We start from the raw sequence: 25609 nt of genomic DNA on the forward strand, positions 1-25609 counted from the left end.
AGGAGCCTCACGTGACCACGACCGGTCCCCGGACCACCGCACTGACGAACATCGGCACCCTCGTCACCAACGACCCCTCGCTGGGCGACGGGCCGCTGGGTGTCCGAGAGAACGCAGCGGTGGTGTTCGAGGACGGCGTGGTCGCGTGGGTCGGTGACTCCGCGGACGCCCCGGCCGCCGACACCGGTTTCGATCTCGGTGGCCGGGCCGTGCTGCCCGGCTTCGTCGAGAGCCACTCGCACCTGGTGTTCGCCGGGGAGCGGGCCGAGGAGTTCGCGGCGCGCATGTCGGGCGAGAAGTACGCGGCCGGCGGCATCCGCACCACGATCGAGGCGACGCGGGCCGCGAGCGACGACCAACTCGCCGCGAACGTGCGACGCCTGCTCGACGAGTCGCTGCGCTCGGGCAGCACGACCGTCGAGATCAAGAGCGGCTACGGCCAGAGCACCCGCGACGAACTGCGCAGCGTGCAGGTCGCGGGCCGGTTCACCGACGAGGTCACGCTGCTGGCCGCGCACGTCCCGCCGCCGGAGTACGCGGGCCGCGGCGACGAGTACGTCACCATGGCCGTCGACGAGATGATTCCGGCATGCGCCCCGTACGCGAAGTGGATCGACGTGTTCTGTGAGCGCGGCGCGTTCACTGTCGAGCAGTCCCGCGCGGTCCTCGCCGCCGGTGTCGCGCACGGTCTGATCCCCCGCGTGCACGGCAACCAGCTGGGTGAGGGCCCCGGCGTGCAACTGGCCGTCGAGATGAGTGCGGCCTCGGTGGACCACGTCACCTACGTGACCGACGCCGACATCGACTCCCTCGCCGGCAGCTCGACGGTGGCGACCCTGCTGCCGGGGGCCGACTTCTCCACCCGCAACCAGTACCCCGGGGCCCGCGCGCTGATCGACGCCGGCGTCACCGTCGCGCTGGGTGCGGACTGCAATCCCGGTACCTGCTACACCACCAGCCTGCCGTTCTGCATTGCCATCGCCGTCCGGGACATGCACATGACCCCGGCCGAGGCCGTGTGGGCGGCCACCGCGGGCGGCGCGAAGGCACTGCGCCGCGACGACGTCGGCAGCCTGCGGATCGGCGCCCGCGCCGACGCCATCGCGCTCGACGCCCCGTCGTACCTGCATCTCGCCTACCGTCCCGGTGTGCCGCTGGTTCGTGAAGTGTTCAAGGACGGCGTCCTCGCGACGACCACGAACTGATCGAGGGAGCAGGTAGCTGACATGACGAACAACATCGACGTCGACATCGCTCCCCGGCCGTGGTCGGGACGCACCGACGGTCTCGGGCCCGAGCATCTTCGCTGGCATCAGGCCGTCACCCCCTACCGTCCCGGCGCGGGCCCCGGCACGGTCCTCATCGGATTCGCCAGCGACGAGGGCGTGCGCCGCAACAAGGGACGCCAGGGCGCCGCTGCCGGACCCGATGCGCTCCGCAAGGCGCTGTCCTCGATGGCCCTGGAGAAGGAGACGGCGCTGTCCGATGCGGGCACCGTCGCCGTGACGGGCGACCGGCTCGAAGAAGGCCAGGACACGCTGGGCCGCGCCGTGACGACGGCACTCGACTCCGGACGGCTCGCGGTGGTCCTCGGCGGCGGCCACGAGGTCGCGTACGGCACCTACCTGGGTGTCGCCGGATCTGCGCTGCGGCAGCAGCATCCGCGTCTGGGCATCCTCAACCTCGACGCCCACTTCGATCTGCGCAGCGACCCGATCCCGAGCTCCGGGACGCCATTCCGCCAGATCGCCGAGGCCGAGGAGGCTGCGGGTGCCAGCCACCGGTACGACGTCATCGGCATCAGCCAGCCCAGCAACACCAACGTGCTGTTCGACACTGCGCACCGCCTCGGGGTCCGGTACCTCCTGGACGATCACTGCGGTGTCGCCGATCGCGCCCGGGTCGACGAGTTCCTCACCGACTTCTTGGGCGACGTCGACATCGTCTACCTGACGATCGATCTCGATGTCCTGCCCGCCGGTGTCGCACCGGGTGTCAGCGCGCCCGCCGCTTACGGCGTTCCGCTCGAGATCATCCAGCACGTGTGTGATCGGGTGAGCGCGAGCGGCAAGCTCGCTGTCGTCGATGTCGCCGAACTCAACCCGTGCCTGGACGTCGACAACCGCACCGCCCGGACTGCGGCGCGGCTGATCCACCGCATCGTCACCGGGCACGTTCCGCCGACAGCCTGAAACGGGCCTGTCGCCGCTCAGCCGCTCTTCCCCCTCCCCTGTAGCCGGCACCCTCTTGCAGGGTGCCGGCTTCAGTGGTTTCGGGCGGCAGTGCGTGCCGTTGTCGCGGTCAGGCCGCGTGTGGTCCCGCGCGGTTGTGGGCGGGGATGGGTTTCTTGTAGGGGTCGACGGTGCTCGGTGGGGTGAACCACGGGTGCCGCTCGGCGCCGATTTTCACGTCCCAGTGGCTGTGGTGCAGCAAGGTGTGGTGGTAGCGGCAGAGTAGGACGAGGTTGTCGAGGTCGGTGGGTCCGCCGTCTGCCCAATGCTTTACGTGGTGGCCTTCGCAGTGGGCGGGTGGTGCGCCGCAGCCGGGGAAGGCGCAGCCGTGGTCGCGGGCGATCAACGCTCGGCGCTGCTTCTTCGACACGGTCCTGCTCGTCCGCCCCAGATTCAAGGGGACGCCGTCGTCCATGACGATGGCGGTGAGGTGACAGTCGCAGGCGAGCCTGCGAGCGGACGCGATCGACAGCGGCCCCGTGTGAGGCAGGCGTGCGATGTCTCTGTCGCCGAACAGGTCCGGATCGCCATCCGTGTGCGCCCACTCGTGAGCCGACTCGCTGCGGGCAAGGTCGGCAGCGTTCACATGCAGCGACAGGTGCGGCCGCTCCCCGCCCTCGATCGGCGCGTCGCCGGAGTCGAGGTAGCGGCGCAAGATTTCGGCGAACGCGTCCGCGCGCTGCCGTGCCGGCGTACGGGCACCGGCCGGGTCGTCCATCGGGTTGCGCGGCTTCGTCAACGCCGACAGCGCGGTCAGCAGCATCTCGCCGGTCACCGCATCGAGATCACCCTTGACCGCGACGCGTCCGTTCAAGGTTTTCGAGACGTGGAATTCGTTGCGTTCGGTGTCTTCGCTGGGTGGCAGTTCGTCGGATTCGAAGATCCGCTCCAACCGCGAGATGCAGGTGCGCACGGTCATCGTGGTCGCAGTAGGCCCGGACGCGGCGTCCAGCAACACCTTCCGACATGAATCCAACGCCTCGTTCGGCATACCGCGGGGCGGGGTTTCGCAGAACTTCCCGATCAGGGCGGCATGCTCGGCCGAAATATCTCCGGCATTGAACGCGTCGGCGATCTCGGGCTGCCGGCTCAGCATCCGGCCCAATGCGAGGATCCGTGCTGCGGCCGGCACTTCCAGCAACGTGTTCGCAGCCAACCACTGCTTGACGCTACGAAATCCGAGGGTGTCGAACGAGACTGCACGCGCATCGACTTCGGCGGCCATCGCTACCCGCAACGCTTGGAGCCGTTCGATCTCACGGCAAACGTCGGCCATGCCCTGCACAAGGGCCGCTTCGGCGAGCGATCCCACGTCGCCAGGCCGCAGCGAAGCGACTGCGATGCCCGAATTGTTGAGTCCCCCCGGATTCATGAGACGAGCCTAGTTCGAACTCATGTTCGAGTCAATGCCCACCCGGAAGTGTCGATCGAAGTCCTGGACAGCCTGCAGGCTCGGGCGCCTCAGAGCCAGCGCGGCGGCTGCAGTTCGCTGCCGGCGGTGAGGCCGCTCGCGCCGCGGCCCGACGCCCAGCGCACCACGGCGGCAAGCGGTCCCGCGACCATGTCGGTGACCGGCGGACCCTCCTCGACCACGACGAACCGCCGATCGTCCACCTCGAGCACCAGCCCCGAACCCTCGCCCTTGCGTCGCCACATGCCGACGATGTCGTCGAGAAGCGAGCCGAGCACCACTTGTGGGAAGTCCTCGAACCGTCCACCGTTGCCGAGGTCGACCGCGTGGATCCACACCTCGCGGTTGCGCATCCACGCCGTCTCCGACGCCGGCACCGTCCGCCCCTGCGCCGTCCGCACCTCGGCGTCCCAGGCGGCGTCCGGGAGCGCGCGCCACTTCTCGTCGAGTTGCGCTGCCTTCTCGACGAACAGGTTTCGCAACGACCCGGCACTGAGCGTTGCGCCCTCGTCGATCTCGCGTCCCCGCTGCTCCACCGACTCGTACATCGGTGTCTCCACCCCGGTGGCCGCCCAGTCGAGGAGCCGGCACAACGCGGCGGCGTTGTAGCCGACGTGCCCGACAAGGTGCTTACGCGTCCACCCGTCGAGCAGGCTCGGACCGGGCATCTCCTCGTCCGACAGCTCCGCCAGCTTCTGCGCGAAGTACGCGGTGCCCTCTCGCGCGATATCCAGGCGCTCGGCCAGATCCAGATCGTTGAAGGTCACGAACGCTCCTACCTGACGATGGTCTTGTTGCGCACCGAGCCGAGTCCCTCGATGCTCACCTCGACCGTATCCCCGTCACCGATGTAGCGGGCGGGCTTGCGGGCATGACCCACACCGCCGGTGGTGCCTGTGATGATGACGTCACCAGGCTGCAGGGTGACGATGTGCGAGATGTAGTCGACGAGCTTCGTAGGGGTGAACACCAGGTCATCGGTGGTGGCCGACTGCATGACCTCGCCCTCGAGCCGGGTCTCGATGCGCGTGCCGAGCTCGTAGTCGGTGTCGAGGACCGGGCCGAACCCGCTGGTCTTCTCGAATGTCTTGCCTTGGTCCCACTGCAGCGTGCGGTACTGGAAGTCGCGCATCGTGTAGTCGTTGATCACCGAGTAGCCGGCGATGTAGGCGTCGGCGTCCGCCTCGGACACCTGGTACGCCGGCTTGCCGATGACGACGGCCAGCTCGGCCTCCCAGTCCAGCTGCGATGCCGCGTACGCGGGCACGATCACATCGTCGTACGCGCCGGTGAGCGCCTCTTTGAACTTCGAGAACAGAGTCGGGTATTCCGGCAGCTCCCGCCCCATCTCGGTGATGTGCGTGCCGTAGTTGAGGCCCACGCACACGATCTTCCCGGGGTTCGGGACCACCGGTGCGTAGTCGGCGTCGGCGAGGTCGACGACAGCCCCCGCCGCCCGCTCCGCGACCGCCTTCCAGTCCGGGTCGCTCAGCAGAGCCGACAGATCCGTGTAACCGTCGACGACTGTCGCGGAGGTATCGGAATCGACGCGGACGGCCGCGGTACCGCCGTCGAGGCGGAGTGTGGCGAGACGCATGGGGTCAGGCTCCTTCGGAGATTTGGGTGCGATGAAAGTGCAGGCGCTCCACGATCGGAGCGTCCGAGAAGGCGAAGAGATCGATGCCGCCGCCGGTTTCGAGGCTCCACGGCACCCACGACGGAACGACGATCATGTCGCCTTTCGCGACATCGTGAGCCTGGTCCCCGAGCCGGAAACAGCCCTCTCCCTCGAACACCTGGAAGACCGTGCCGCCGACGTCCCGACGGGTGCGGGTCGCAGCGCCCGGGCGCAGACGGTGGAATTCGGCCCGGATCGTCGGCATCACGTCGCTGCCCGTGGTCGGGTTGGTGTACCGCACGGCGGCGTGGCCGGGTTCGGTCGTGGCCGGGTAACCCTCGTCCTCGAGCGCAAGTTGCTCACGCAGCGCAGCATCGGTGTGCTCCCAGCGGTAGCACGCGATGGGCGAACTGACCCTCGTGTCGACGCCGACCAGCGGACGCAGGCCCGGATGCGCCCAGAGTCGTTCCGAGCGTGAGATGTCCGGCGTCGACATGTCGGTCACGCCGTCGGCCCCGAACTCGAAGAACCCGGTGTCGGTGTAGTTCACGAACGGAATGTCGAGACCGTCGATCCATGCCATCGGATGATCGGTCTCGTTGTGGTGGCCGTGGAAGGCCCAGCCCGGCGTCAGCAGGAAGTCGCCGCGGCGCATCGCGACCGGATCGCCGTCGACGACCGTCCATACCCCCTCGCCTTCGACGACGAAGCGGAAGGCGTTCTGCGAGTGGCGATGTTCTGGAGCGGTTTCCCTCGGACCCAGATACTGGATGGCCGCCCACAGCGTCGGCGTCACGTACGGGACGCCGCCAAGACCAGGATTGGCCAGCGCGATCGCTCGACGTTCACCACCACGCCCGACGGGGACCAGGTCCCCGGCCCGCTGCGCGAGCGGGTACAACGTGGACCACTTCCACACGAACGGAACAGCTTTCGATGCGGGGGCCACGGGCATCAGGTCACCGAGCTGAGTCCACAACGGATTGAGATTCTCGGTCGCGAAATCGGCGTACAGCTGATCCAGCGCGGGATCGTGGGTTTCTGGGGCAGTCATCGACTCTCCTCGTGAGCACTCGCGTGCGGCATCCGCCTCAACGTATGTAGGACGCCACACGGAAGCCCACCTAATTCTGCTGTGCGGAACTTCGACCGCTTTCTGCGCAAAGCGGCCTGTGGGGTTGCGCTTCTCGCATAGTTCCGCAGCGTTCGCCCTGCCTACCGTGCCTGCACACCCCCCACCGACCCGCCGGCCCACCGATAGGCCGGTGCCCCGCCCCCACAGAGGAGAACGACATGCCCACCCCGACGACGAGCTACGAAGACCTGCTCGAGGCCCGCCGCGCCAGCGGCGTTGCGATGTTCAACGACAACCGGATGAAGCTCGGCATCTTCGGCTCCAACGTCAGCCACGGGCTCATGGCGACTCATGCCGAGACCACGTACGAATTGACGTGGGAACACGGCAAGAGGATCGCGCAGCTGGCCGACCGCCTCGGCTTCGAGGCGATGCTGCCGGTGGCCCGCTACCGCGGTATGGGCGGCGAGACGAACTTCAACGGCTCCAACTACGAGACCCACGCGTGGGCGGCCGGTATCGCCGAGGCCACCGAGAACATCATGGTGTTCACCACGATTCACGTTCCGACCAAGCACCCGATCGTTGCCGCGAAGGAGTCGGTCACGGTCGACCACATCTCCGGTGGTCGGCACGGACTCAACATGACGATGGGCTGGTACAAGGCCGAGATGGAGATGTTCGGCGGCACCCAACGCGAGCACGACATCCGGTACCGCTACGGCTCCGAGTGGATCGAGGTCGTCAAGCGCATGTGGACCGAGGGCGAGGGCGTGAACTTCACCGGCGAGTTCTTCGAGATCAAGGACGCGTTCTCCTCCCCCAAGCCGATCCAGCAGCCGTACCCCGTACTGGTCAACGCAGGAAACTCTCCGGCCGGGCTCGAATTCTGCGCCCGCGAATGCGATTTCAACTTCATCGCCTTCTCCGACCCCGCCGAGGCGAAGGACACCGCGGCCCGCGTGCGCGGCATCGCCCGAGACCAGGGCAGCGACCTCGGAATCCTCAGCTACGGCAACATCATCTGCCGGGACACCGAGAAGGAGACCAAGCAACTCCTCGACCACATCCTCGACCAGGGTGACTGGGACGTCGCACGCCAGGTGTCCGGCGGACTGGGATCCGAGAGCGGATCGTTCGACAAGATCAAGGCGATGCAGGAGCGCTTCATCCTCGGTTACGGCGGCTACCCGCTCATCGGTACGCCGGAGCAGATCGTCGATCAGCTCCTCGAGCTGGAGCAGGCCGGCGTCGGCGGGATGATGGTCGGATTCCTCGACTACGTCCAGGAACTCGAATACTTCGGTGAGCGGGTGCTGCCGCTCATGCGCGAAGCCGGCCTGCGGCAGTGACCCGGAAGCGACTGTGACATGAACCTTCTCACCGTCTACGGGAGCCCGACGCCGCCGGGCAAGCTTGCTCGCGCTCTCGGCCGCGTCGAGGACGACGTCCGGGCTCGACAACCCGGCTGGGCCGTCGACCGACTGGTCCCCGAACCCACCGCCGACCCCGTGGTCGCACTCTGGGGTGACGACGCCGTCGAACGCGTGCGCGCCGCCGACGCGGTGATCCTCGCGTCGCCGGTGTTCCGCGGGTCGTTCACCGGCACCCTGAAACTGCTCGTCGACGCCCTGCCCAACGACGCCCTGCGGAACAAACCCGTCGGGATCCTCACCGTCGCAGCGGCCCCGCACCACTTCCTCTCCGCGGAGCGGCATCTGCGTGACGTCCTCGCCTGGTTCGGCGCCCTCACCGCCCCCAACGGAGCGTTCTTCGTCGACCGCACGTTCGCATCCGACGACGTCGCTCCCGACGCCCTGGCCGAACTCCGCGAACTCGTCGAACAGGTGACCGTGCTGGCCGAGCGCCTGCCCGGGCACCACTTCGGCCCCGACCCCCTCCACGTCCGATTCACCCGGCCGAAGGCTGCCGACGCCTCGGCCCCGGCGACAAGGAAAGCCACATGACGACCATCGAGTCCACACTTCGCGCCGACACCGCCCGCAACTACATCGGAGGCCGCTGGGAGCCGTCGAGCACCATCGGCACGTCGCTCTCACCCGCGACCGGGGAACCGCTCGGCACCTTCTACGACGCCGACGTCGACCAGGTGCGGGACGCAGTCCGGATCGCCCGGAACACGTTCGTCACCCACCCGTGGCGGCGCGATCGTCACCTGCGCGCCAGGGTGCTCGAGGAGATGGCGGACCGGATCGAGGCGGCGTCCGGTGAACTCGCGATGCTGCTGGCCCGCGAGAACGGAAAGATCCTTCCGGAAGCCGACTTCGAGCTCGGACTGACACCGTCCAAGCTGCGGTACTACGCGGCGCAGGCCCTCACCGATTCCGGTCGCGGCGGCCGGGTCCGCGACGGCGTCTACTCGATGCTGCTGTCCGAGCCGATCGGTGTCGCGGGCGTCATCGTGCCGTGGAACTCGCCGGTGGTGCTGTCGGTGCGGTCCTTCGCACCGGCGCTCGCGGCCGGATGCACGGTGGTGATGAAGATGGCCGCGCAGACCGCACTCGTCAACGCGCGACTGGCCGAACTGCTGGCCGAATGCCCGTCCCTGCCCGCCGGCGTCCTCAACATCTTCACGGAGTCCGGCAGCGACGGTGCGAAACTGCTGGTGTCGTCGCCGGAGGTGAACGCCGTCAGCTACACCGGCAGCACCGCGGTAGGCCGGCAGATCATGGCGGCCGGCGGCGCCACCCTCAAGCGCTTGTCACTCGAACTCGGCGGCAAGACACCGATGATCGTGTTCGACGACGCCGACATCGATACAGCGGTAGGCACGATTGTCGCCGGAATCACCACGTTCACGGGACAGTTCTGCATGACAGGCAGCCGGATCCTCGTCCAGCGCTCGATCGCGGACCGGGTCCGCGAAGCGCTCGTCCACGCCCTCGCGAACGTGCACGTGGGGCCGGGTGACGCCGACACCTCGCACATGGGTCCGATGATCGACATCTCCTCCCGCGACCGGCTCGAGGCGCTGCTCACCGAGCACGCCGACGACGCCGAGATCCTTGTCCGCGGCGGGCGGCCCGACGACCCCGCCCTCGACAACGGCGCCTACTTCCGGCCCGCACTCCTCGCCGTCGACGACGTGAAGTCCCCACTCGTCCAGCGCGAACTGTTCGGCCCGGTCGCCACGTTCGAAGTCTTCGACACCGAGGACGACGCCGTCCGGATGGCCAACGCCACCGAGTACGGGCTCGCCGCTTCCGTGTGGACACAGGACGGCGCGCGCGGACTACGCATGGCCGACGCACTCGACGCCGGCACCGTGTGGACCAACGGATGGGCCGTCGTCGTCGACCAGTTCGAAGAGGGCGGCTACAAGCAGAGCGGACTCGGGCGGCTCAACGGCCACCGAGCGCTCGAAGAGTTCCAGGAATACAAGCACGTGGTCCAGGTGATCTGAGCCGCGCACCGGTGGGGGCGTCGGCACACCGGACGATGCCCCCACCACCGCAGCATCACGAGCGGCACCGCCACAGCGTCACGAGCGGCACCGCCGCAGCATCATGAGCGGCACCGCCGCAGTGTCTCCGAGGGGGACTCCCCGTACACCTCCCGATACAGCGACGAGAACCGGCCCAGGTTGTAGAACCCCCACGAAGCGGCGACGTCGGTGACGGTCACATCCGGCGAGTCCGGATGCAGCAGGTCGTCACGCACCCCCCGTAATCGCACGTCTCGTATGTACTGGATCGGAGTGCGGTCGAAGTGCCGCAGGAACTGGTTCTGCAGCGTGCGAGCACTCGAGCCGGACACCGCCGTCAGGTCGGCGAGCGTCGGCAGCGACCGCGCGTGATCGTGCACGTAGTCGACGGCACGCTGCAGCGCATCGGGCACCTCCTGTCCGAGCGGCCGATCCAACAACTCACGGTGCGGCCCACCCGTTGCCATGACGAGATTGGTCAGCGTCAGCGATTCCAGATGCCGACGCGAATTGTCGTATCGCGTGAGAATTCCCCCGTCCTCCCATTCGGATCGAATGAATTCGACACAACGAAGCAATCCACGACCCGCCGTCGAATTCAGATCGACCACCAGATCGAAATCGACAGGGTCGGAAATACGTGTCCGGGTGAGATTCTCGAGATGGCTCTCCAGATCCACGCGCGGCACGCGCAGGGCGAACTGTGCGGTGTCCGAGTCCCATTCAATGGTCTGGAGATGGTGCGGGACCAGCATCGCCGCCCCCGCCATCGCCGCGGTCTCACCTCGCACCGAGTCACCCCGCGCCACCCGGCTTCCGCCGGACAGGGTGATGTTCACGTGGTACCACCGCTCACTGGGTGGCAGTGTAATTCCCGCTCCCACACCGTAAGTCAGATAGCCTAGCGTCAGCGAACCATTCTGCACGGCGTTCAGGCGTGCATCCAGACGCCCGCCGCCATGGGGCTCGAGCACGTGCGGTTCGTACACCGCGGACACCACCGACTGAGCCAGGTCGACATCGTCGGTACGTAATCGCCCGTGCTGGTGGAGCGGCTCGGGCGCCGAGGACGGCAGGGTCATTCCGACCTCCACGAAAGTCGTTCCTAACGGGGGGATTCCCGACAAACCCCGGCAATATCGTCGATGATAGCCAGCGGAACGATCCGAATCGACCCTCTGGGAGATCTTCGTGAAATCGATTCGCGAGCCGAAGGTTCAACCGATGTGGGCGATCTCCACCTGGACGTCGCGGACCGTGGATCGCAGCTGTGCGACGAGGCGACCGGCGACGTGCTGCCCGTAGCGCGTGGTGGGCACCGCCACCGTGAGCGCGGCGACGGCCTGCCCGTTGCCGTTGCGCAGGGCGACACCGAGAGCGGCCACACCGGCCTCCGTCTGCTCGACGTTGACCGCGAAGCCGACCGCCCGGGCCGCCTCGAGTTCACCGCGGAAGGACTCGAACTCGTCGGGTGTGAGTCGGCGATCGATCTCGAGTTCGGACGAAGGGTCGGGACCGGGCTCCCCGGCGGGAAGCAGATAGAGCTGCTCGAGGGTCTGCCGAGGGAGTTCGGCCAGCAGGATCCGTCCACCCGCCGTCCGTTCCGCCGGAAGCACCTGGCCCTGCCGGTCACCGACCCGCAACATCGATTCCGACTCGGCCGAGCACAGGAACCGCACCTGCGATCCGACGCGAATCACCAGGTTGATCGTCTCGCCGATCGACGTCGACAGGGCGTCCATGTGGGGCCGGCAGATGTCGGTCAGTTCGCGCGTCCATCCCTGCTGGGCGGGACCCACCCCCATCGCGGGCCCGGGGTGGTAGCGACGCTTCTCGTCCTGCACGGCGAACCCCCGATAGACCAGCATCGCCAGCAGTCGATGCGCGGTGGACGGAGCGGTGCCGAGTTCCTCGGCGGCGTCCTTGAGGCGGAGCGCACCGACGTCGCGCAACATCTGCAGCAGCCGCAGCGCGTTGTCGACCGAATCGAGCGCGTACGACGGCCGAGTGATCGTCTTCGCCGCCTTCTTCGCGGGCGGGTTCTTCCGCATGACAGAACTCTATTGTCTCCACGGTTCCGCGCGCACGAGGGTCTAGGGGCGGCTGCGTTCGCAGATCCGACCCGAACATAAGGAGTGACATGTCCGCGTTGAAGGACACGCACGTCATCGTCGCCGGTGGCGGCATCGGAGGCGCCGCGAACGCCCTCGCTCTCGCCCGCCGCGGCGCACAGGTCACGCTGTTCGAACGGGCCTCCGAATTCGGAGAGGTCGGTGCGGGGCTCCAGATCGGACCGCACGGTTCGCGAATCCTGAAGGAATGGGGCATCTTCGACGAGGTGGTCGCCAAGGGCGTGCTCCCGAAGAACATCGTGTTCCGGGATGCCGTGACCGCCGAAGTACTCACCAGGATCGATCTGGGCCGCGAGTACCAGGAACACTACGGTGGCGTGTACTTCGTGGTCCACCGCTCGGATCTGCACGCGGCACTCGTCGCCGCCGCCCGGCGCGCCGGTGCGGATCTCGTCACCGACGCCGACGTCGTCGACGCCGTCACCGAGGGTGACCGCGTGCACGTGACGCTCGCCGACGGCAGCGTGCACGCCGCCGACGCGCTGCTCGCGTTGGACGGCCTGCATTCGACGCTGCGCCGGAAGATCCACGACGACAAGCCGGTCGGCTCCGGATACGTCGCTTTCCGCGGCACCGTGCCGATGGAGGAGGTTCCGTTCGCGGACGAGATCGAGGACGTCGTCGGCTACATCGGACCGCGCTGCCACTTCATCCAGTACCCGTTGCGGGGCGGCACCATGCTGAACCAGGTCGCCGTCTTCCAATCCCCCGCGTTCCTGCGCGGCGAGGAGATGTGGGGCAGCCCGGAGGAACTCGCGCACGCGTACGACCACTGCCACGAGTCCGCCCGGAAGGCGCTCGGCTACCTCTGGACCGACAAGTGGTGGCCGATGTTCGACCGGGAGCCCGTCGAGAACTGGGTGGACGGGCGGATGATCCTCCTCGGCGACGCCGCGCACCCGCCGCTGCAGTACCTGGCGTCCGGCGCCGTCATGGCCCTCGAGGACGCCAAGTGCCTGTCCGACTACGCGGCCCGGGACCTGCAGGGCGACAACGCCAACTGGCCGGCGATCCTGCGCGACGTCAATGCCGAGCGGGCACCGCGCTGCAACCGCATCCTCACTGTGGGACGCATGTGGGGCGACCTGTGGCACCTCGACGGAGCCGGACGCGAGGCCCGCAACGAACTGTTCCGTATCCGTGACACGTCGAGCTACAAGTACACCGACTGGCTGTGGGGTTACGACTCCGGCCGCGCCCGGACCGCCGCTGCGGTGTAGCGCCGGGCCGGCGTCCGAGTGGCGACGGCGATCAGTTCGTCGCGACCGACGATCCTGGCTCGTTCGCGGCCACGCGCGTCTCCGCACTCCCTTTCGGCGGAGTCCACTCGGAGCCAGCCGTCCCACCCGATCGGCCGAACGCCCCTTTTTCGCAGCAGTCGATCGATCACCTGGCCTCCGGCACGGGCGCGGGAGCCGGGGACGGCCGTTGCGAGCAGGGTCTCGACGGTCCGACGCGCGTCCGATTTCGTCGATTCGATCAGCCCCACGGGTCCGCGCTTGATCCACCCCGTGGTGTAGAGGCCGGGAACAGGAGTACCGGCGCCGTCGACGACGGCTCCCTCGATGTGCGGGACGGTGCGGGTGGAGTGATCGAACGGGACGCCTGGCACGGGTGTGCACGCGTACCCGATCGCCCGGTAGACCGCCTGCACCTCGTGCTCGACGTGTACACCCGATCCCACGACGTGCCCGTAGCCGTCGGGCGTCATGATCTCGGTACGCAGACCGTCCACGGCATCACCACCGAGGATCGCTGAGGGGGCCTGGTGAAAATGCAGGTGCACCCGCCGCGACGCCGTCCGCCGGCTCGCGGGGATGTGGGCCCACTCCCGCATGGTCTCGACGACGTGGCGAACCGGGGTGAACTGGCGCGTCATCCGATCGAGGTGCGGATCCGGCTCGAGGTCAGCGGGGTTCACGATGATGTCGACGTCGTACTGGTCGCCGAGCTCTCGTAGTTCGATGGGCGAGAAGCGGACGTCCGCGGGCCCTCGTCGCGCGAACAAATGCACGTCGCGGATCGGGTTCGCCGCGAATCCCTCGTGCACGTCGTCGGAGACGTCGGTCTCTGCCAGCGTGTGCGCGTGCTTGACGAGCATGCGGGTGACATCCAGGGCGACGTTGCCCGCGCCGATCACTGCCACCGCCTCGGCATCCAGCGGCCATGCAGTCGACACGTCGGGGTGGCTGCGGTACCAGGAGACGAAGTCCGCGGCACCGAACGATCCCGGCAGGTCGATGCCGGGAAGCTCCAGCGGCGCGTCCCGCAGCGCACCGGTGGCGACGATGACGGCATCGTACGAGTCGCGGAGTTCACCCACCGTAATGTGGACACCGATCTCGACGTTGCACAGGAGTCGAACACCGCTGTCGGCGAGTACGACATGCAGCGCGTCGCTGATCTTCTCGATCCTCGGATGATCCGGGGAGACCCCGTACCGGACCAGCCCGAAGGGGACGGGCAGACGTTCGAACAGGTCGATCCGTGTTCCCGGTGCGAGCCGAGAAAGGGTGGCGGAAGCGTGAATTCCGGCCGGACCGGCTCCCACGACCGCGACCTGCAACGGCCGGTTCACATACGTCATGGGCCCGAGGGTAAAACCTCAACAGGGGTTGAGATCAAGCCGAGTGACATGAAACACAACCTCTCGAAAACCGCACCGCCCCTTGGGATATCGTGGCCCGCATGCTTGACAGCGAATCCTTGAATGCGCTCGCAGAACGACTCTCACCCGGCGCCGTTCTCACCGATCCCGATCTACTCGAGTCCTATCGGCAGGACTGGAGCTTCGATCCCGAGTCCGGAACACCCGCCGTGGTGGTACGTGCCGCCGACACGGCCGACGTCCAGGAGGTCCTCAGGTTCGCCGTCGATCACGGTGTTCCGGTCGTTCCCCGGGGTGCGGGCACCAGTGTGGTCGGAGGATCCACCGCCATCGACGGAGCCATCACTCTCAGTCTGGAACGGATGACCACGATCTCCGTAGACCGTGAGTCACGGACGGCCGTCGTCGAGCCGGGAGCAGCCACCGCCGACGTCAAGGGGGCTGCCGCGGACGCCGGCTTGTTCTACCCACCGGACCCGTCATCGTTCGAGATCTGTTCCATCGGAGGCAACGTCGCGACCAACGCGGGTGGCCCGTGCTGCGCGAAGTACGGCGTCACGAGTGACTACGTGCTGGGCCTGACGGTGGTTCTCGCCGACGGTTCGGCGGTGGAGCTCGGCGGGACCCGCGTGAAGGACTCACCCGGTCTGGCATTGACGAAGCTCTTCGTGGGGAGCGAAGGAACACTCGGCGTGATCACGAGCGTCACCCTTCGTCTCGTTCCCCGACCGGCGTCCCCCCACACGCTGGTGGCGTACTTTCCGCACATGTCCGACGCTGCCGCCGCCGCACAGGACATCGCGGCCGCCCTCAGCCCGTCCCAACTCGAGATCATGGACAGTGCCGCGATCGGTCTCGCCGAGGACTTCCTCCGGATGGACCTCGATCGGACGGCCGGCGCTCTGCTGATCGCGCGCTCAGACGCCGGACTCGGGGCCCCGGGCGAGATCGACACCATGCAGAAGGCGTGCAAAAGCCACGGTGCCGCAGATGTTTTCGCGACCGACGACGAGTTCGAAGGGGAAGTGTTCGATCGCCCGCGCCACGCGATCTACGAAGCACTGGAGCAGGTCGGCGCGTTGATCAGCGACGACGTGGCGGTGCCGCTTCGGCGTCTCGGCGAACTGACCGACGGGCTGGCCGCGATCGCGGAGCGCCACGGAACGACCATCGTCAGCTGCACGCACGCCGCGGACGAACTGACCCACCCGGTCCTGGGCTATCCGCACGGCGACGACGCGGCCGCTGTCGCAGCCGCTGCGGCGCGCAGTGAGATCCATGAACTCGTCGTCGCTCTCGGTGGCACCGTTCCCACCGAGTACGGCATCGGACGGCACAAGCGTGCGGCGTTGGCCGCGGCGCTGTCACCGGAGCTCCTCGCTCTGAATCGTCGCATCAAGCATGCGGTCGATCCCACCGGCATCCTCAACCCGAAAGTTCTGGTCTCCGCGCTCGGTGAGACCGACGGACGTGCCGGCTGAACCCGCCGCGGCGCCGCGCAACCGACCGGATCGGATCGCTTCCATCGGCGAGGCGCGCGCCCGATCGATGCAGGTGCGCGATGCGGAAGGCGCCCGGTAATCCGACTGTCGTACAAGACAACTCGGGTGCCGTGACCGATTCGGTCACGGCGCCCGAGTTGGGAGTTGCCTCGGATCAGGCGCTCTGGCCCTCGCGCTCGGCGACGAGGTTCAGCGCGATGTCGACGATCATGTCCTCCTGGCCACCGACCAGCTTGCGCTTGCCGGCCTCGAGCAGCAGGGTGCGAACGTCGATGCCGTAGCGAGCCGACGCGGCCTCCGCGTGGCGCAGGAAGCTCGAGTACACACCCGCGTAGCCGAGGGTGAGGGTCTCGCGGTCGACGCGGACCGGGCGGTCCTGCAGCGGGCGGACGATGTCGTCGGCCGCGTCCTGCAGCTTGAAGACGTCGCAGCCGTGCTTCCACTCGTGCAGGTCGGCGACGGCGATGAAGGGCTCGATGGGGCAGTTGCCCGCACCGGCACCGTGACCGGCGAGCGATGCATCGACGCGGTAGACGCCTTCCTCGACGGCGACGACGCTGTTCGCCACCGACAGCGAGAGGTTCTCGTGGGCGTGGATGCCGATCTCGGTGCCCTCGTTCAGCACGTCCTTGTACGCGCGGACGCGGTCCCGGACGCCGTTCATCGTCAGGCGTCCGCCCGAGTCGGTGACGTACACGCAGTGTGCGCCGTAGGACTCCATCAGCTTGGCCTGCTTGGCCAGCTCCTCGGCGGGAGCCATGTGGCTCATCATCAGGAAGCCGGAGACGTCCATGCCGATCTCGCGGGCCGTTTCGATGTGCTGCGCGGAGACGTCGGCCTCGGTGCAGTGCGTCGCGATGCGGACCGAGCGCACACCCAGCTTGTAGGCGTGCTTGAGCTCCTCGATGGTGCCGACACCCGGCAGCAGCAGGGTGGTCAGGCGGGCGTGCTCGAGCACCTCCGCCGCAGCCTCGATCCACTCCCAGTCGGTGTTGGAGCCCGGACCGTAGTTGACGGAGCCGCCGGCCAGACCGTCACCGTGCGCGACCTCGATCGCGTCGACGCCGGCCTCGTCGAGAGCCTTGACGATCCGCTTGACGTCCTCCGGCGAGATGCGGTGGCGCACTGCGTGCATGCCGTCGCGCAGCGTGACGTCCTGGACGAAGATGGTGGGGTTGGTGCTCATCGGGTGGCTTCCTTCTTCTGGGCGATGCGCTCAGCGATCTGCAGGCCGGCAGAGGTCATGATGTCGAGGTTGCCTGCGTAGGCGGGCAGGTAGTGTCCTGCGCCCTCGACCTCGAGGAAAATCGACACCTGGTGGGTCGGGCGGTTGCCGCCGTCGATGAGGGTCTCGACCGGCTGGTCCGCGGGGATCTCGGCGATCTGGACCTGCTGCTTGAGGCGGTAGCCGGGAACGTAGGCGGCGACGTCGCCGACCATCTTCGCGACCGACTCGCGGATCTGGTCGTGGGTGGCCGGGTCCGCAGCGTCGACCAGGCAGAAGACCGTGTCACGCATGATCAGCGGCGGCTCGGCCGGGTTCAGGATGATGATCGCCTTGCCGCGCTTGGCGCCACCGACGGACACGATCGCGCTCGACGTGGTCTCGGTGAACTCGTCGATGTTGGCGCGGGTGCCGGGGCCGGCGGACTTCGACGCGATCGAGGCGACGATCTCGGCGTAGGCGACCGGGACGACCCGGGAGACGGCCGCGACCATCGGGATCGTGGCCTGGCCACCGCAGGTCACCATGTTCACGTTCGGAGCGTCGATGTGCTCGTCACCGTTGACGGCCGGCACCACGAAGGGGCCGATCGCGGCGGGGGTGAGGTCGATCATGCGCTTGCCGAGCGGACGCAGACGCGCGTCGTTCACGACGTGGGCCTTGGCCGACGTCGCGTCGAAGACGATGTCGATCTCGTCGAAGTTGGGGAGGCCGACGAGGCCCTCGACACCCTCTGCGGTGATCGGCACGCCCATGGACGCGGCGCGCGCGAGACCGTCCGACGCCGGGTCGATACCGACCATCGCGCCCATCTCGAGGTGATCGGAGTGGTTGAGCACCTTGATCATCAGATCGGTGCCGATGTTGCCGGATCCGATGATCGCGACCTTGACCTTGCTCATGCCTCGGTTCCTTCCTTGAAACGTGTGGTCACGACACCGAGTCCGGACACGGAGACGGTGACGACGTTGCCGGCCTGGACCGGCGCCATGGGGCCGAGGGCACCGGACAGGATGACCTGACCGGCGCGCAGCGGCTGACCCAGCTCACGGGCCGTGCGGGCGAGCCACACGACGGCCTCGATCGGGTCGCCCAGGCAGGCCTCGCCGTTGCCGGAGGAGACTTCCCGACCGTCGACGGCCATCGACATGACGACGTCCTTGGGCTCGAACTCGTCGAGCGTGCGGCGCTGCGTGCCGAGGACGTAGACGCCGGACGACGCGTTGTCGGCGACGGTGTCGCCGAAGCGGATGTCCCAGTTCTCGATTCGGCTGTCGCAGATCTCGAGCGCGGCGACCGCGTACTCGATCGCGTCGCGCACCTGCGCGGCATCGAGCGGGCCGTCGACCAGGTCGGCGCCGAGTACGAAGCCGACCTCGCCCTCGATCTTCGGCTGGATCAGCACGCTCATCGGGACGTCGTCGCCGTCGGCGTACTGCATGTCGTCGAAGAGGACGCCGAGGTCGGGCTGGTTCACGCCGAGCTGCTGCTGGACGGCGACCGATGTCAGACCGATCTTGCGGCCGACGACGACGGCGCCCGCCTTCATCCGGAGGTCGTTGACGCGTTCCTGCACCTGGTACGCGGCAACGAGGTCGTCGGCGCCGATCAGGTCACGGATCGGCGCGCAGGGCACACCGGCCGCGGCGGCCGACGCGAGGCGCTCCGCGGCAGCGGCGATAGCGGACTCGCTCACCGCGGTGGAGTTCGTGGACTGGGTCATGACGCTAACTGTGCTGGGCGGAACCGCCCGAGGCCAACCTTCCGTCTCGCTCAGCGATACGCTTGTCGGGTGACCGGTGCGGCGAACCTCGACACGGTCCTCGGCAAGGCCGTCGCGATCCTGCGCAGTTACCGCCCCGAGGACAATGTCGTGTCCCTCGCCGAGCTGGTGCGGCGCACCGGCCTGCACAAAGCGACGGTGCACCGGCTCGCCGGCGAGCTCGTGGCGAACCGGCTCCTCGACCGTGTCGACGGCGGTTATCGGCTCAGCGGTGGGCTGTTCGAACTCGGGATGCTCGCATCGCTCGAACGCAGTCTGCTCGAGATGGCGATGCCGTTCCTGCAGGACCTCTACGAGCGCAGCCACGAGACCGTGCACCTCGGAGTCCGCGACGGGCACGACGTCGTCTACGTCGCGAAGATCGGCGGTCACCGCCAGGCGATCTCCCCGTCCCGGACGGGCGGCCGCATCCCGCTGCACTGTTCCGCGATCGGTAAGGCACTGCTCGCCCACTGCGAACCGGACCTGCGCCGCGCGGTGCTGTCGGCGCCGCTGGTCCGGCGGACGCCGCACACGATCGTCGCGCCCGGCATCCTGCAGACCCAGCTCGACAAGGTGGTCGAGACCGGTGTCGCGTTCGAACGCGAGGAGTCGGCGCTGGGAATCGCGTGCGTGGCCGCGCCGGTGTTCGGGGCCGACGACCACATCGTCGCGGCCATCAGCGTCACCGGACCCACCAACCGGTACCGGCCCGAAAGCCAGGTCGCCGCAGTCCGGGCCGCCGCCGAGGGGCTGCGCAGCACGATGTCGCGTCGGGCGCGCCTGCGCTGATCACACGCCTTCGGCGTTCGCGACCGGATCCGACCAGATATCCATCGGGACGGCCTCGACGCTGCGTCCGGATTCGTCGAGGACGCGTCCCATCCGTTTGAAGAAGCGCAGCGTGACGGTGCGGTCGAGAATCTCGAGCGACGGCACCGTCCGCCGCAGGAGCTGTTCGAGTCGGTGGACGTCTTCGAGCGACCGCACCCACACCGAGTAGAAGAAGTTGGCCGGCGCCCCCGTCAGGACGAGGCACGCGCGGGTCTCCGGCAGTTCGATCAGGCGCTGCGCGACGGCGTCGCACTCGTCCACCGGCACGTGCGCCCACATCCACACCGACACCGGCCAACCCGACAGCGGCTGTGCCACGTCGCACCGCAGCAGCAGCGAGTGCCGCTCGAGCAGGACACGCACCCGGCGGCGCGCGGTGCTGACGCTGCAGCCGAGTTCCGCGGCCAGAGCGGTGAGCGACGCCCGGCCGTCCCGGGACAGGCACGCGATGAGCGCCCGGTCCGCGTCGTCCAGTGGACGCAGTGTGCCCGTCGTGCGTGGGCCGCGGCCGTCGAGGTGTGCCCGCTGGTCGGAGTCGAGCGCCCGCAGCTGCCAGTCCCCACCCATCGCGTACGGGCGGATCACGAGGTGCGTTCGGGTGGAACGGATTCCGGGCAGCTTCTCGATTGCGCGCAGCAATAGATCCGACAGTGCCGCTAGGCTTTCGACGCTCACCGTGAGGAGCAGGTCGCGGGCGCCGCTGGTGTGCTCGACGGTGAGGACGTGGGGCCACCGCACCAGGATCTCCGCGGTCTGCAGCACCTGACCGGCCACGCACTCGATCTCGATCAGCGCCGCCGTCTGCGGACCCGCCGGGTGGGCGGTGACCCACGCCGACCCGCTCTCCACCAGGCGGGACCAGCGGCGGGCGGCGGTCACCGGGTCGACCCCCAGCGCGGCACCGATCTGCGCCCACGGCGCTCGCGGCCCGAGTTGAAGGGTGTGGATCAGGCTCAGGTCCAGCTCGTCCAGAACGTCAGATTCCTGAACAGATTCGTTCCTCACGACAAAATCCTGCAGTTTCGATGATTGTGACGCACGTCATGGGCATCATGCCTCAGTCGCGCCGACGCGGCACACCGCGAGGAGAGGAGACGCCAGTGTCGTTGACCGAGGACGCCAAGCAGTTGCACGGGGATCTGGTCCGGCTGCGCCGCGAGCTGCACGCTGCACCGGAGGTCGGTCTGCACCTGCCGCGCACACAGGAGCGCGTGCTCGCCGCACTGGACGGTCTGCCGCTCGAGGTCGGCACCGGCACCGCACTGACGTCGGTCACCGCGGTACTGCGCGGCGGCCGACCCGGACCGACGGTCCTGCTGCGCGGCGACATGGACGCGTTGCCGGTGGGCGAACGTGCCGACGTCGACTACGCCTCGACGGTTCCCGGCCACATGCACGCGTGCGGGCACGACCTGCACACCTCGATGCTCGTCGGCGCCGCCCACCTGCTGTCGGCGCGGCGCGAGCACCTCGCGGGCGACGTCGTGTTCATGTTCCAGCCCGGCGAGGAGGGCTACGACGGCGCCGGGCACATGCTGGCCGAGGGTGTGCTCGAGGCGTCGGGGTCGCGCCCGGTGGCCGCGTACGGCCTGCACGTCAGCGCGTCGGGAGCCCCAGGCGGCGTGTTCGTCACGCGCAAGGGCCCGTTGATGGCCGCGAGTGACGTTGCGACCGTGCGCGTCCTGGGCCGCGGTGGCCACGGGTCGTCACCTCACGCGGCCCTCGACCCGATTCCTGCGGCGTGCGAGATGGTGACCGCGCTGCAGACCTTCGCGACCCGCACATTCCCCCCGTTCGACCCGGTCGTGCTCACGGTCGGCTCGTTCCACTCCGGCACTGCGGCCAACGTCATCCCCGACGACGCCCGATTCGACATCACCGTGCGCACCTTCTCCCCCGAGAACCAGGCGAAGGTCCGGGACGGCATCACCCGGGTGTGCCGGGGAATCGCCGCCGCGCACGGGCTCGAGGTGGACGTCGACTACGACGAGCAGTACCCGGTGACCGTCAACGACGACACCGAGACGCAGTTCGTCGCCGACGTCGTCGCCGAGGTCCACGGCCCCGAGCGGTTCGCATGGCAGCCGCAGCCGGCGGCCGCGTCCGAGGACTTCTCGCGCGTTCTGAACGAGATTCCGGGAGCGTTCGTGTTCCTCGGCGCCTGCCCCGCGGACCGGGATCCGAGGGCGGCCGCCTTCAACCACTCGCCGCTCGCGGAATTCGACGACGCCGTCCTGGGCGACGGTGCCGCACTCTACAGCGAACTCGCGCTCCGGCGGCTCGCCGCGGTCGACAGCGCAGCGTGAACGGCCCTCGGTCCGCACGTTCCCCTCGTGCGGACCGAGGCCGAGATCACTTGCCCAGCAGGCCCTTCGCGATGTGGGTCACCTGGATCTCGTTGGAACCGGCGTAGATCATGAGCGACTTGGCGTCGCGCGCGAGCTGCTCCACCTTGTACTCGGCCATGTAACCGTTGCCGCCGAAGAGCTGGACGGCCTCCATCGCGACCTCGGTGGCGGCCCGCGACGAGTACAGCTTCATCGCCGACGCCTCGGCGAGGCTGAGCGGAGAGCCGGAGTTGCTGCGCTCGATGGCATTGAACAGCATGTTCTGTACGTTCAGGCGCGCGACTTCCATCTCGGCCAGCTTGAGCTGGATGAGCTGGAACTGGGCGATCTCCTTGCCCCACAGCTTGCGGTTCTTGGCGTAGTCGATGGAGAGCCGCTGGCACTCGTTGATGATGCCCAGCGCGAGCGAGGCGATGCCGATGCGCTCGGCCGCGAACGACTCCTTCGCGCTCTCCTTGCCGTCACCCTTGGCCGGGTTCTCGGTCTCGCCGAGGAGTCGGTCCTTGGAGATCCGGACGTTGTCGAAGAACAGTTCGCCGGTGGGCGAGGAGTTCATGCCCATCTTCTTGAACGGCGGGCTCTGCGTGAAACCCTCCATGCCCTTCTCGAGCACGAAGCCGAGAACCTTGCGGTCGCGGCGGTCGACGGAGGCGTCGCCCTCGTCGAGCTTGGCGTACACGATTGTGACGTCGGCGTACGGGCCGTTGGTGATGAACGTCTTCTGCCCGTTGAGGATGTAGTCGTCACCGTCGCGGCGGACGTAGGACTTCATGCCACCGAACGCGTCGGAACCGGAGTCGGGCTCGGTGATGGCCCACGCGCCCACCTTCTCCATCGTGACCAGGCCCGGCAGCCAGCGCTTCTTCTGGGCCAGCGTGCCGCGGCTGCGGAGCGTGCCGGCGGTGAGGCCGATGCTGACACCCATCGACGCCACCAGGCCGAGGCTCACGCCCGCGATCTCGCTGTTGAGGATGACGCCCATGCTGCCCGCGCCGCTGAATCCGCCGGACTTCTCGTCGGAGTCGGCGGGCGCTTCGCCGCGCTCCTTCGCCTCCTCCTTCGCGAACGACTTCTCGAGCGCCTCGCTGGCCATCTCGTCCATGCCGAAGGTGGCGTACATCTTGCGGATGATGTCGTACGGAGGTAGCTCACCGGTCTCGAGCTTGTCGACGTGCGGCTTGATCTCCTTGTCGATGAAGCCACGCAGTGCGTCGCGGAACATCAGGTCGGTGTCTGACCACTCGTACATGTGGGAACTCCAGTCGGTGCGCTCTCGGTGTGGCCTGCATGACAGACCGGGCCACCCCGTGGCGGCCGCCACATCCACACATATAGAACGTGTTCTCTTTTGTCCACCCCACGGTCATTTAGTTAGTGCACGACTTAATCGTGTATGCTTCATTCCATGACCACGACCCTCCCCGAGCAGGATGTCGACTGGGGCGACGTCGATCCCCTGGCCCTCGATCGGCAGGTGTGCTTCGCCCTCGCGGTTGCCAACCGCGCAGTGCTGTCGGTCTACCGCCCCCTTCTCGAGCCGATGGGCCTGACGCACCCGCAGTACCTCGTGATGCTCGCACTGTGGGGCCGCGCACCCATGTCGGTGAAGGAGATCGGGCAGGCGCTGCAACTCGATTCACCCACGCTCTCCCCGTTGCTCAAGCGACTCGAGTCCGGCGGCCTCATCACGCGCACCCGCAGCGCCGCCGACGAGCGCCAACTGGTCGTCGAACTCACCGAAGCCGGGAAGGCCCTGCGCACCCAGGCCGAACGCATCCCCGGCGCCGTCGTGCAGCGACTCGGTGTGAGCCTCGCCGAACTCGAAGAACTCCACTCCGTTCTCACTCGAGTCAATGCGGCGGCCCTGCGCGCCGGCGCCCTGCACGAGTGAACCGCCCCCTCCAGACAGGTACAGGTATTCAGGACATGTCACCACGTTCGAAAGCCAAGCGCCCCAACCCGTTCCAGTGGATCGCATACGCGTGCGGCCGCAAGCTTCCCGACTCGATGCAGGATTGGGTCCGCAACGACCTCATCGGCGATTGGGCAGTGCCGCGGCACATGATTCGCAGCATGGTGCCATTCCTGCCGATCTTCGCGGCGTTCTTCCTGTTCCCCGGCCCGGTGTGGCTGCGGGGATCGATGGTGCTCCTCGGCGTCTTCCTGGCGTTGTTCTTCTCCGCGGCCTACATGGAGCAGAACCGTCGTCGCCGGCTCGAGAGGCACGGCTTGAACCCCGACCTGGAGAACCCCAAGAAGGTCGCGCGCCACAACGCCGAGAAGGCCGCGTACGAGAAGGCGCACCCCCACGCGTTCTGAGGCGTCCTCATCTGCTGTACAGCGCGACGCCGTCGGACTCGACCACCTGCACCGCACCGCGGTCGACCAGAACGTCCAGGTGCGCAACGGTTTCGATGACCGCATACGGCCGCAGCGGTGCGGGAAGGTCACCCAACCTCTGGTCACGTCGCGTCCAGCGCAACCGGTGCGCCACGTCGATCGCCGTGACCCCGTGCGACGACACGGCGTCGAGGGTGCGGTCCAGACGGCCGTGATGGTGATCGATGAGCTGCCGAGCACGCGTGGCCGCGCTCGGCATCGTCGGACCGTGTGCGGGCAGCAACTGAGCGTCGGGCATCGTCTGGACCAGTAGCAGCGAGGCGAGATAGTCGCCCAGCGGCAATCGGCCCGGCGCGGTCTCGAGCCCGATCCACGGCGTGATCCGGGGAAGGACGTGGTCGCCGGTGAAGAACAACCGGGCCCCCGGGTCCCAGAACGAGTAGTGCCCGTTCGTGTGCCCCGGGGTGGGGATCGCAACGAGAGTTCGGTTCCGCAGCACGATCCGCGGGTTGCCCTCGAGCCAGTGGTCCGGCAACTCCACCCCCACGTCGGGAACACCGTGCATCGTCGCGATCATGTCGTGTGCGCCCGCCCGCGCCAGGGTGGCGGCCGTGCCGGACGACACTCGCGCCGCCTCTGCGCCGGCCGCGTGCCACTCGACCGTCGCCCGCTCGCCGACGCCGAGACTGATGGGCGTGCCGTGCCGTCGGCGAACCTCGAGCGCCTGCGAGTAGTGGTCGGTGTGCCAGTGCGTGATGAGGAACCGGCTGATCCCGCTCGGCTCGAACCCGATGCGTTCGAGCCCCTGCACCAGGTGACGCTCCCCGTCCTCGGTGGCCCATCCCGAGTCGATCAGAACGACGTCGTCGCCGTCGGCGACCGCATACACGTTGATCGCCGGCGGCCCCTCCGGTAGAGGCAACGGGATGCGGAACACGCCGGGCGAGATCTCGTACGAACCAGGAGCCGTCCAGTGCGGCACCGAGTCCGGCCCGGCTGCCGTCGGAGCACTACTACGCAAATCCACGTCTCGAACATGCCACGGGCGGATCCGTCTCGATCCGCCCGAACCGCTGAG

General features: G+C 68.1%; 24 protein-coding genes. 11 read left to right on the forward strand and 13 right to left on the reverse strand.

What is annotated here, in order from left to right; all coding sequences use genetic code 11:
- The first annotated feature begins 11 nt into the window (after positions 1 to 11).
- Positions 12 to 1205: an imidazolonepropionase gene (gene hutI, locus C7H75_RS21630; RefSeq protein WP_106851815.1), complete on the forward strand. Its 1194-nt coding sequence runs from the start codon at positions 12 to 14 to the stop codon at positions 1203 to 1205.
- A gap of 21 nt (positions 1206 to 1226) precedes the next feature.
- Positions 1227 to 2192 (forward strand): formimidoylglutamase, encoded by a 966-nt coding sequence (hutG, locus tag C7H75_RS21635; protein WP_106851816.1) that lies wholly within the window; start codon positions 1227 to 1229, stop codon positions 2190 to 2192.
- Positions 2193 to 2301: 109 nt separating this feature from the next.
- On the opposite strand, the gene C7H75_RS21640 is transcribed toward hutG, so the two are convergent.
- The 4 genes from C7H75_RS21640 to C7H75_RS21655 form a co-directional block, all read right to left on the reverse strand.
- Positions 2302 to 3603 carry an HNH endonuclease signature motif containing protein gene (locus C7H75_RS21640; protein ID WP_106851817.1) on the reverse strand — a complete coding sequence of 434 codons (1302 nt, stop codon included), beginning with the start codon at positions 3601 to 3603 and terminating at the stop codon, positions 2302 to 2304.
- A gap of 89 nt (positions 3604 to 3692) precedes the next feature.
- The gene (locus tag C7H75_RS21645; RefSeq protein ID WP_081187035.1) at positions 3693 to 4409 is read right to left on the reverse strand and encodes a maleylpyruvate isomerase family mycothiol-dependent enzyme; all 717 of its coding nucleotides are present in this window, start codon (positions 4407 to 4409) and stop codon (positions 3693 to 3695) included.
- Positions 4410 to 4417: 8 nt separating this feature from the next.
- A complete protein-coding gene (locus C7H75_RS21650; protein WP_022598101.1) occupies positions 4418 to 5239 on the reverse strand; it encodes a fumarylacetoacetate hydrolase family protein in 822 nt (273 codons plus the stop codon).
- Positions 5240 to 5243: 4 nt separating this feature from the next.
- Positions 5244 to 6314 (reverse strand): cupin domain-containing protein, encoded by a 1071-nt coding sequence (locus C7H75_RS21655; protein WP_081121207.1) that lies wholly within the window; start codon positions 6312 to 6314, stop codon positions 5244 to 5246.
- Between the two features lie 239 nt (positions 6315 to 6553).
- On the opposite strand from C7H75_RS21655, the gene C7H75_RS21660 reads away from it, so the two are divergent.
- The 3 genes from C7H75_RS21660 to C7H75_RS21670 are packed head-to-tail and all read left to right on the forward strand — an operon-like array spanning position 6554 to position 9759.
- On the forward strand, positions 6554 to 7687 hold the full coding sequence (locus C7H75_RS21660; RefSeq protein ID WP_022598103.1) for an LLM class flavin-dependent oxidoreductase: 1134 nt from the start codon (positions 6554 to 6556) through the stop codon (positions 7685 to 7687).
- 18 nt (positions 7688 to 7705) lie between these two features.
- Positions 7706 to 8302: an NADPH-dependent FMN reductase gene (locus C7H75_RS21665; protein ID WP_081185092.1), complete on the forward strand. Its 597-nt coding sequence runs from the start codon at positions 7706 to 7708 to the stop codon at positions 8300 to 8302.
- The gene (locus tag C7H75_RS21670) at positions 8299 to 9759 is read left to right on the forward strand and encodes an aldehyde dehydrogenase family protein (protein WP_106851818.1); all 1461 of its coding nucleotides are present in this window, start codon (positions 8299 to 8301) and stop codon (positions 9757 to 9759) included. Before C7H75_RS21665 ends, C7H75_RS21670 begins: the two co-directional genes overlap by 4 nt.
- A gap of 101 nt (positions 9760 to 9860) precedes the next feature.
- On the opposite strand, the gene C7H75_RS21675 is transcribed toward C7H75_RS21670, so the two are convergent.
- On the reverse strand, positions 9861 to 10862 hold the full coding sequence (locus C7H75_RS21675) for an AraC family transcriptional regulator (protein ID WP_084846716.1): 1002 nt from the start codon (positions 10860 to 10862) through the stop codon (positions 9861 to 9863).
- Between the two features lie 135 nt (positions 10863 to 10997).
- The gene (locus C7H75_RS21680) at positions 10998 to 11831 is read right to left on the reverse strand and encodes an IclR family transcriptional regulator (RefSeq protein ID WP_081205957.1); all 834 of its coding nucleotides are present in this window, start codon (positions 11829 to 11831) and stop codon (positions 10998 to 11000) included.
- Positions 11832 to 11920: 89 nt separating this feature from the next.
- On the opposite strand from C7H75_RS21680, the gene C7H75_RS21685 reads away from it, so the two are divergent.
- Positions 11921 to 13132 (forward strand): FAD-dependent monooxygenase, encoded by a 1212-nt coding sequence (locus C7H75_RS21685; protein ID WP_106851819.1) that lies wholly within the window; start codon positions 11921 to 11923, stop codon positions 13130 to 13132.
- Here C7H75_RS21685 and C7H75_RS21690 read toward each other — a convergent pair.
- Entirely contained in the window at positions 13093 to 14499 is a 1407-nt protein-coding gene (locus C7H75_RS21690; protein ID WP_084870135.1) for an FAD-dependent oxidoreductase, read from the reverse strand. The two genes, C7H75_RS21685 and C7H75_RS21690, sit on opposite strands and share 40 nt — an antisense overlap.
- Positions 14500 to 14600: 101 nt before the next feature.
- Here C7H75_RS21690 and C7H75_RS21695 point away from each other — a divergent pair, with 101 nt between their 5' ends.
- The gene (locus C7H75_RS21695) at positions 14601 to 16001 is read left to right on the forward strand and encodes an FAD-binding oxidoreductase (protein WP_106851820.1); all 1401 of its coding nucleotides are present in this window, start codon (positions 14601 to 14603) and stop codon (positions 15999 to 16001) included.
- 175 nt (positions 16002 to 16176) lie between these two features.
- On the opposite strand, the gene dmpG is transcribed toward C7H75_RS21695, so the two are convergent.
- From dmpG to C7H75_RS21710, 3 genes are read right to left on the reverse strand one after another with little or no spacing between them, the layout of a single operon-like run.
- The gene (dmpG, locus tag C7H75_RS21700; RefSeq protein ID WP_005517397.1) at positions 16177 to 17208 is read right to left on the reverse strand and encodes a 4-hydroxy-2-oxovalerate aldolase; all 1032 of its coding nucleotides are present in this window, start codon (positions 17206 to 17208) and stop codon (positions 16177 to 16179) included.
- Entirely contained in the window at positions 17205 to 18149 is a 945-nt protein-coding gene (locus tag C7H75_RS21705) for an acetaldehyde dehydrogenase (acetylating) (protein WP_005517396.1), read from the reverse strand. Before C7H75_RS21705 ends, dmpG begins: the two co-directional genes overlap by 4 nt.
- Positions 18146 to 18970: a 2-keto-4-pentenoate hydratase gene (locus C7H75_RS21710; protein WP_005517395.1), complete on the reverse strand. Its 825-nt coding sequence runs from the start codon at positions 18968 to 18970 to the stop codon at positions 18146 to 18148. The genes C7H75_RS21705 and C7H75_RS21710 overlap by 4 nt, the downstream gene beginning before the upstream one ends.
- A gap of 69 nt (positions 18971 to 19039) precedes the next feature.
- On the opposite strand from C7H75_RS21710, the gene C7H75_RS21715 reads away from it, so the two are divergent.
- Positions 19040 to 19801, forward strand: a complete 762-nt coding sequence (locus C7H75_RS21715; protein ID WP_106851821.1) for an IclR family transcriptional regulator — start codon at positions 19040 to 19042, stop codon at positions 19799 to 19801.
- On the opposite strand, the gene C7H75_RS21720 is transcribed toward C7H75_RS21715, so the two are convergent.
- Complete coding sequence (locus C7H75_RS21720) at positions 19802 to 20848, reverse strand: Lrp/AsnC family transcriptional regulator (protein ID WP_084866282.1); 1047 nt, start codon at positions 20846 to 20848, stop codon at positions 19802 to 19804.
- A gap of 95 nt (positions 20849 to 20943) precedes the next feature.
- Between C7H75_RS21720 and C7H75_RS21725 the strand changes: the two genes are divergently transcribed.
- Entirely contained in the window at positions 20944 to 22149 is a 1206-nt protein-coding gene (locus C7H75_RS21725; RefSeq protein ID WP_013417310.1) for a M20 metallopeptidase family protein, read from the forward strand.
- Between the two features lie 46 nt (positions 22150 to 22195).
- Here the strand turns inward: C7H75_RS21725 and C7H75_RS21730 are convergent, their stop codons facing one another.
- Positions 22196 to 23440 (reverse strand): acyl-CoA dehydrogenase family protein, encoded by a 1245-nt coding sequence (locus tag C7H75_RS21730; RefSeq protein ID WP_013417311.1) that lies wholly within the window; start codon positions 23438 to 23440, stop codon positions 22196 to 22198.
- 156 nt (positions 23441 to 23596) lie between these two features.
- On the opposite strand from C7H75_RS21730, the gene C7H75_RS21735 reads away from it, so the two are divergent.
- Positions 23597 to 24082, forward strand: coding sequence for a MarR family winged helix-turn-helix transcriptional regulator (locus C7H75_RS21735; RefSeq protein WP_013417312.1), 486 nt, complete (start codon positions 23597 to 23599; stop codon positions 24080 to 24082).
- Positions 24083 to 24117: 35 nt separating this feature from the next.
- Complete coding sequence (locus tag C7H75_RS21740) at positions 24118 to 24510, forward strand: DUF5313 family protein (protein ID WP_005517388.1); 393 nt, start codon at positions 24118 to 24120, stop codon at positions 24508 to 24510.
- Between the two features lie 7 nt (positions 24511 to 24517).
- Here C7H75_RS21740 and C7H75_RS21745 read toward each other — a convergent pair whose 3' ends face one another.
- Entirely contained in the window at positions 24518 to 25558 is a 1041-nt protein-coding gene (locus C7H75_RS21745) for an MBL fold metallo-hydrolase (protein ID WP_233281809.1), read from the reverse strand.
- Between the last annotated feature and the right edge of the window lie 51 nt (positions 25559 to 25609).

The sequence above is a fragment of the Rhodococcus (subgen. Prescottella) equi genome, from assembly GCF_003013675.1.
Classification (GTDB): Bacteria; Actinomycetota; Actinomycetes; order Mycobacteriales; family Mycobacteriaceae; genus Prescottella; species Prescottella equi.

What these genes read in the sequence shown, in the direction of transcription:
- hutG (WP_106851816.1), top strand. Translation starts at nt 1,227, where the DNA reads ATGACGAACAACATCGACGTCGACATCGCTCCCCGGCCGTGGTCGGGA.
- C7H75_RS21640 (WP_106851817.1), bottom strand. Translation starts at nt 3,603, where the DNA reads ATGAATCCGGGGGGACTCAACAATTCGGGCATCGCAGTCGCTTCGCTG.
- C7H75_RS21650 (WP_022598101.1), bottom strand. Translation starts at nt 5,239, where the DNA reads ATGCGTCTCGCCACACTCCGCCTCGACGGCGGTACCGCGGCCGTCCGC.
- C7H75_RS21655 (WP_081121207.1), bottom strand. Translation starts at nt 6,314, where the DNA reads ATGACTGCCCCAGAAACCCACGATCCCGCGCTGGATCAGCTGTACGCC.
- C7H75_RS21660 (WP_022598103.1), top strand. Translation starts at nt 6,554, where the DNA reads ATGCCCACCCCGACGACGAGCTACGAAGACCTGCTCGAGGCCCGCCGC.
- C7H75_RS21665 (WP_081185092.1), top strand. Translation starts at nt 7,706, where the DNA reads ATGAACCTTCTCACCGTCTACGGGAGCCCGACGCCGCCGGGCAAGCTT.
- C7H75_RS21670 (WP_106851818.1), top strand. Translation starts at nt 8,299, where the DNA reads ATGACGACCATCGAGTCCACACTTCGCGCCGACACCGCCCGCAACTAC.
- C7H75_RS21675 (WP_084846716.1), bottom strand. Translation starts at nt 10,862, where the DNA reads ATGACCCTGCCGTCCTCGGCGCCCGAGCCGCTCCACCAGCACGGGCGA.
- C7H75_RS21680 (WP_081205957.1), bottom strand. Translation starts at nt 11,831, where the DNA reads ATGCGGAAGAACCCGCCCGCGAAGAAGGCGGCGAAGACGATCACTCGG.
- C7H75_RS21685 (WP_106851819.1), top strand. Translation starts at nt 11,921, where the DNA reads ATGTCCGCGTTGAAGGACACGCACGTCATCGTCGCCGGTGGCGGCATC.
- C7H75_RS21690 (WP_084870135.1), bottom strand. Translation starts at nt 14,499, where the DNA reads ATGACGTATGTGAACCGGCCGTTGCAGGTCGCGGTCGTGGGAGCCGGT.
- C7H75_RS21695 (WP_106851820.1), top strand. Translation starts at nt 14,601, where the DNA reads ATGCTTGACAGCGAATCCTTGAATGCGCTCGCAGAACGACTCTCACCC.
- dmpG (WP_005517397.1), bottom strand. Translation starts at nt 17,208, where the DNA reads ATGAGCACCAACCCCACCATCTTCGTCCAGGACGTCACGCTGCGCGAC.
- C7H75_RS21705 (WP_005517396.1), bottom strand. Translation starts at nt 18,149, where the DNA reads ATGAGCAAGGTCAAGGTCGCGATCATCGGATCCGGCAACATCGGCACC.
- C7H75_RS21710 (WP_005517395.1), bottom strand. Translation starts at nt 18,970, where the DNA reads ATGACCCAGTCCACGAACTCCACCGCGGTGAGCGAGTCCGCTATCGCC.
- C7H75_RS21730 (WP_013417311.1), bottom strand. Translation starts at nt 23,440, where the DNA reads ATGTACGAGTGGTCAGACACCGACCTGATGTTCCGCGACGCACTGCGT.
- C7H75_RS21735 (WP_013417312.1), top strand. Translation starts at nt 23,597, where the DNA reads ATGACCACGACCCTCCCCGAGCAGGATGTCGACTGGGGCGACGTCGAT.
- C7H75_RS21740 (WP_005517388.1), top strand. Translation starts at nt 24,118, where the DNA reads ATGTCACCACGTTCGAAAGCCAAGCGCCCCAACCCGTTCCAGTGGATC.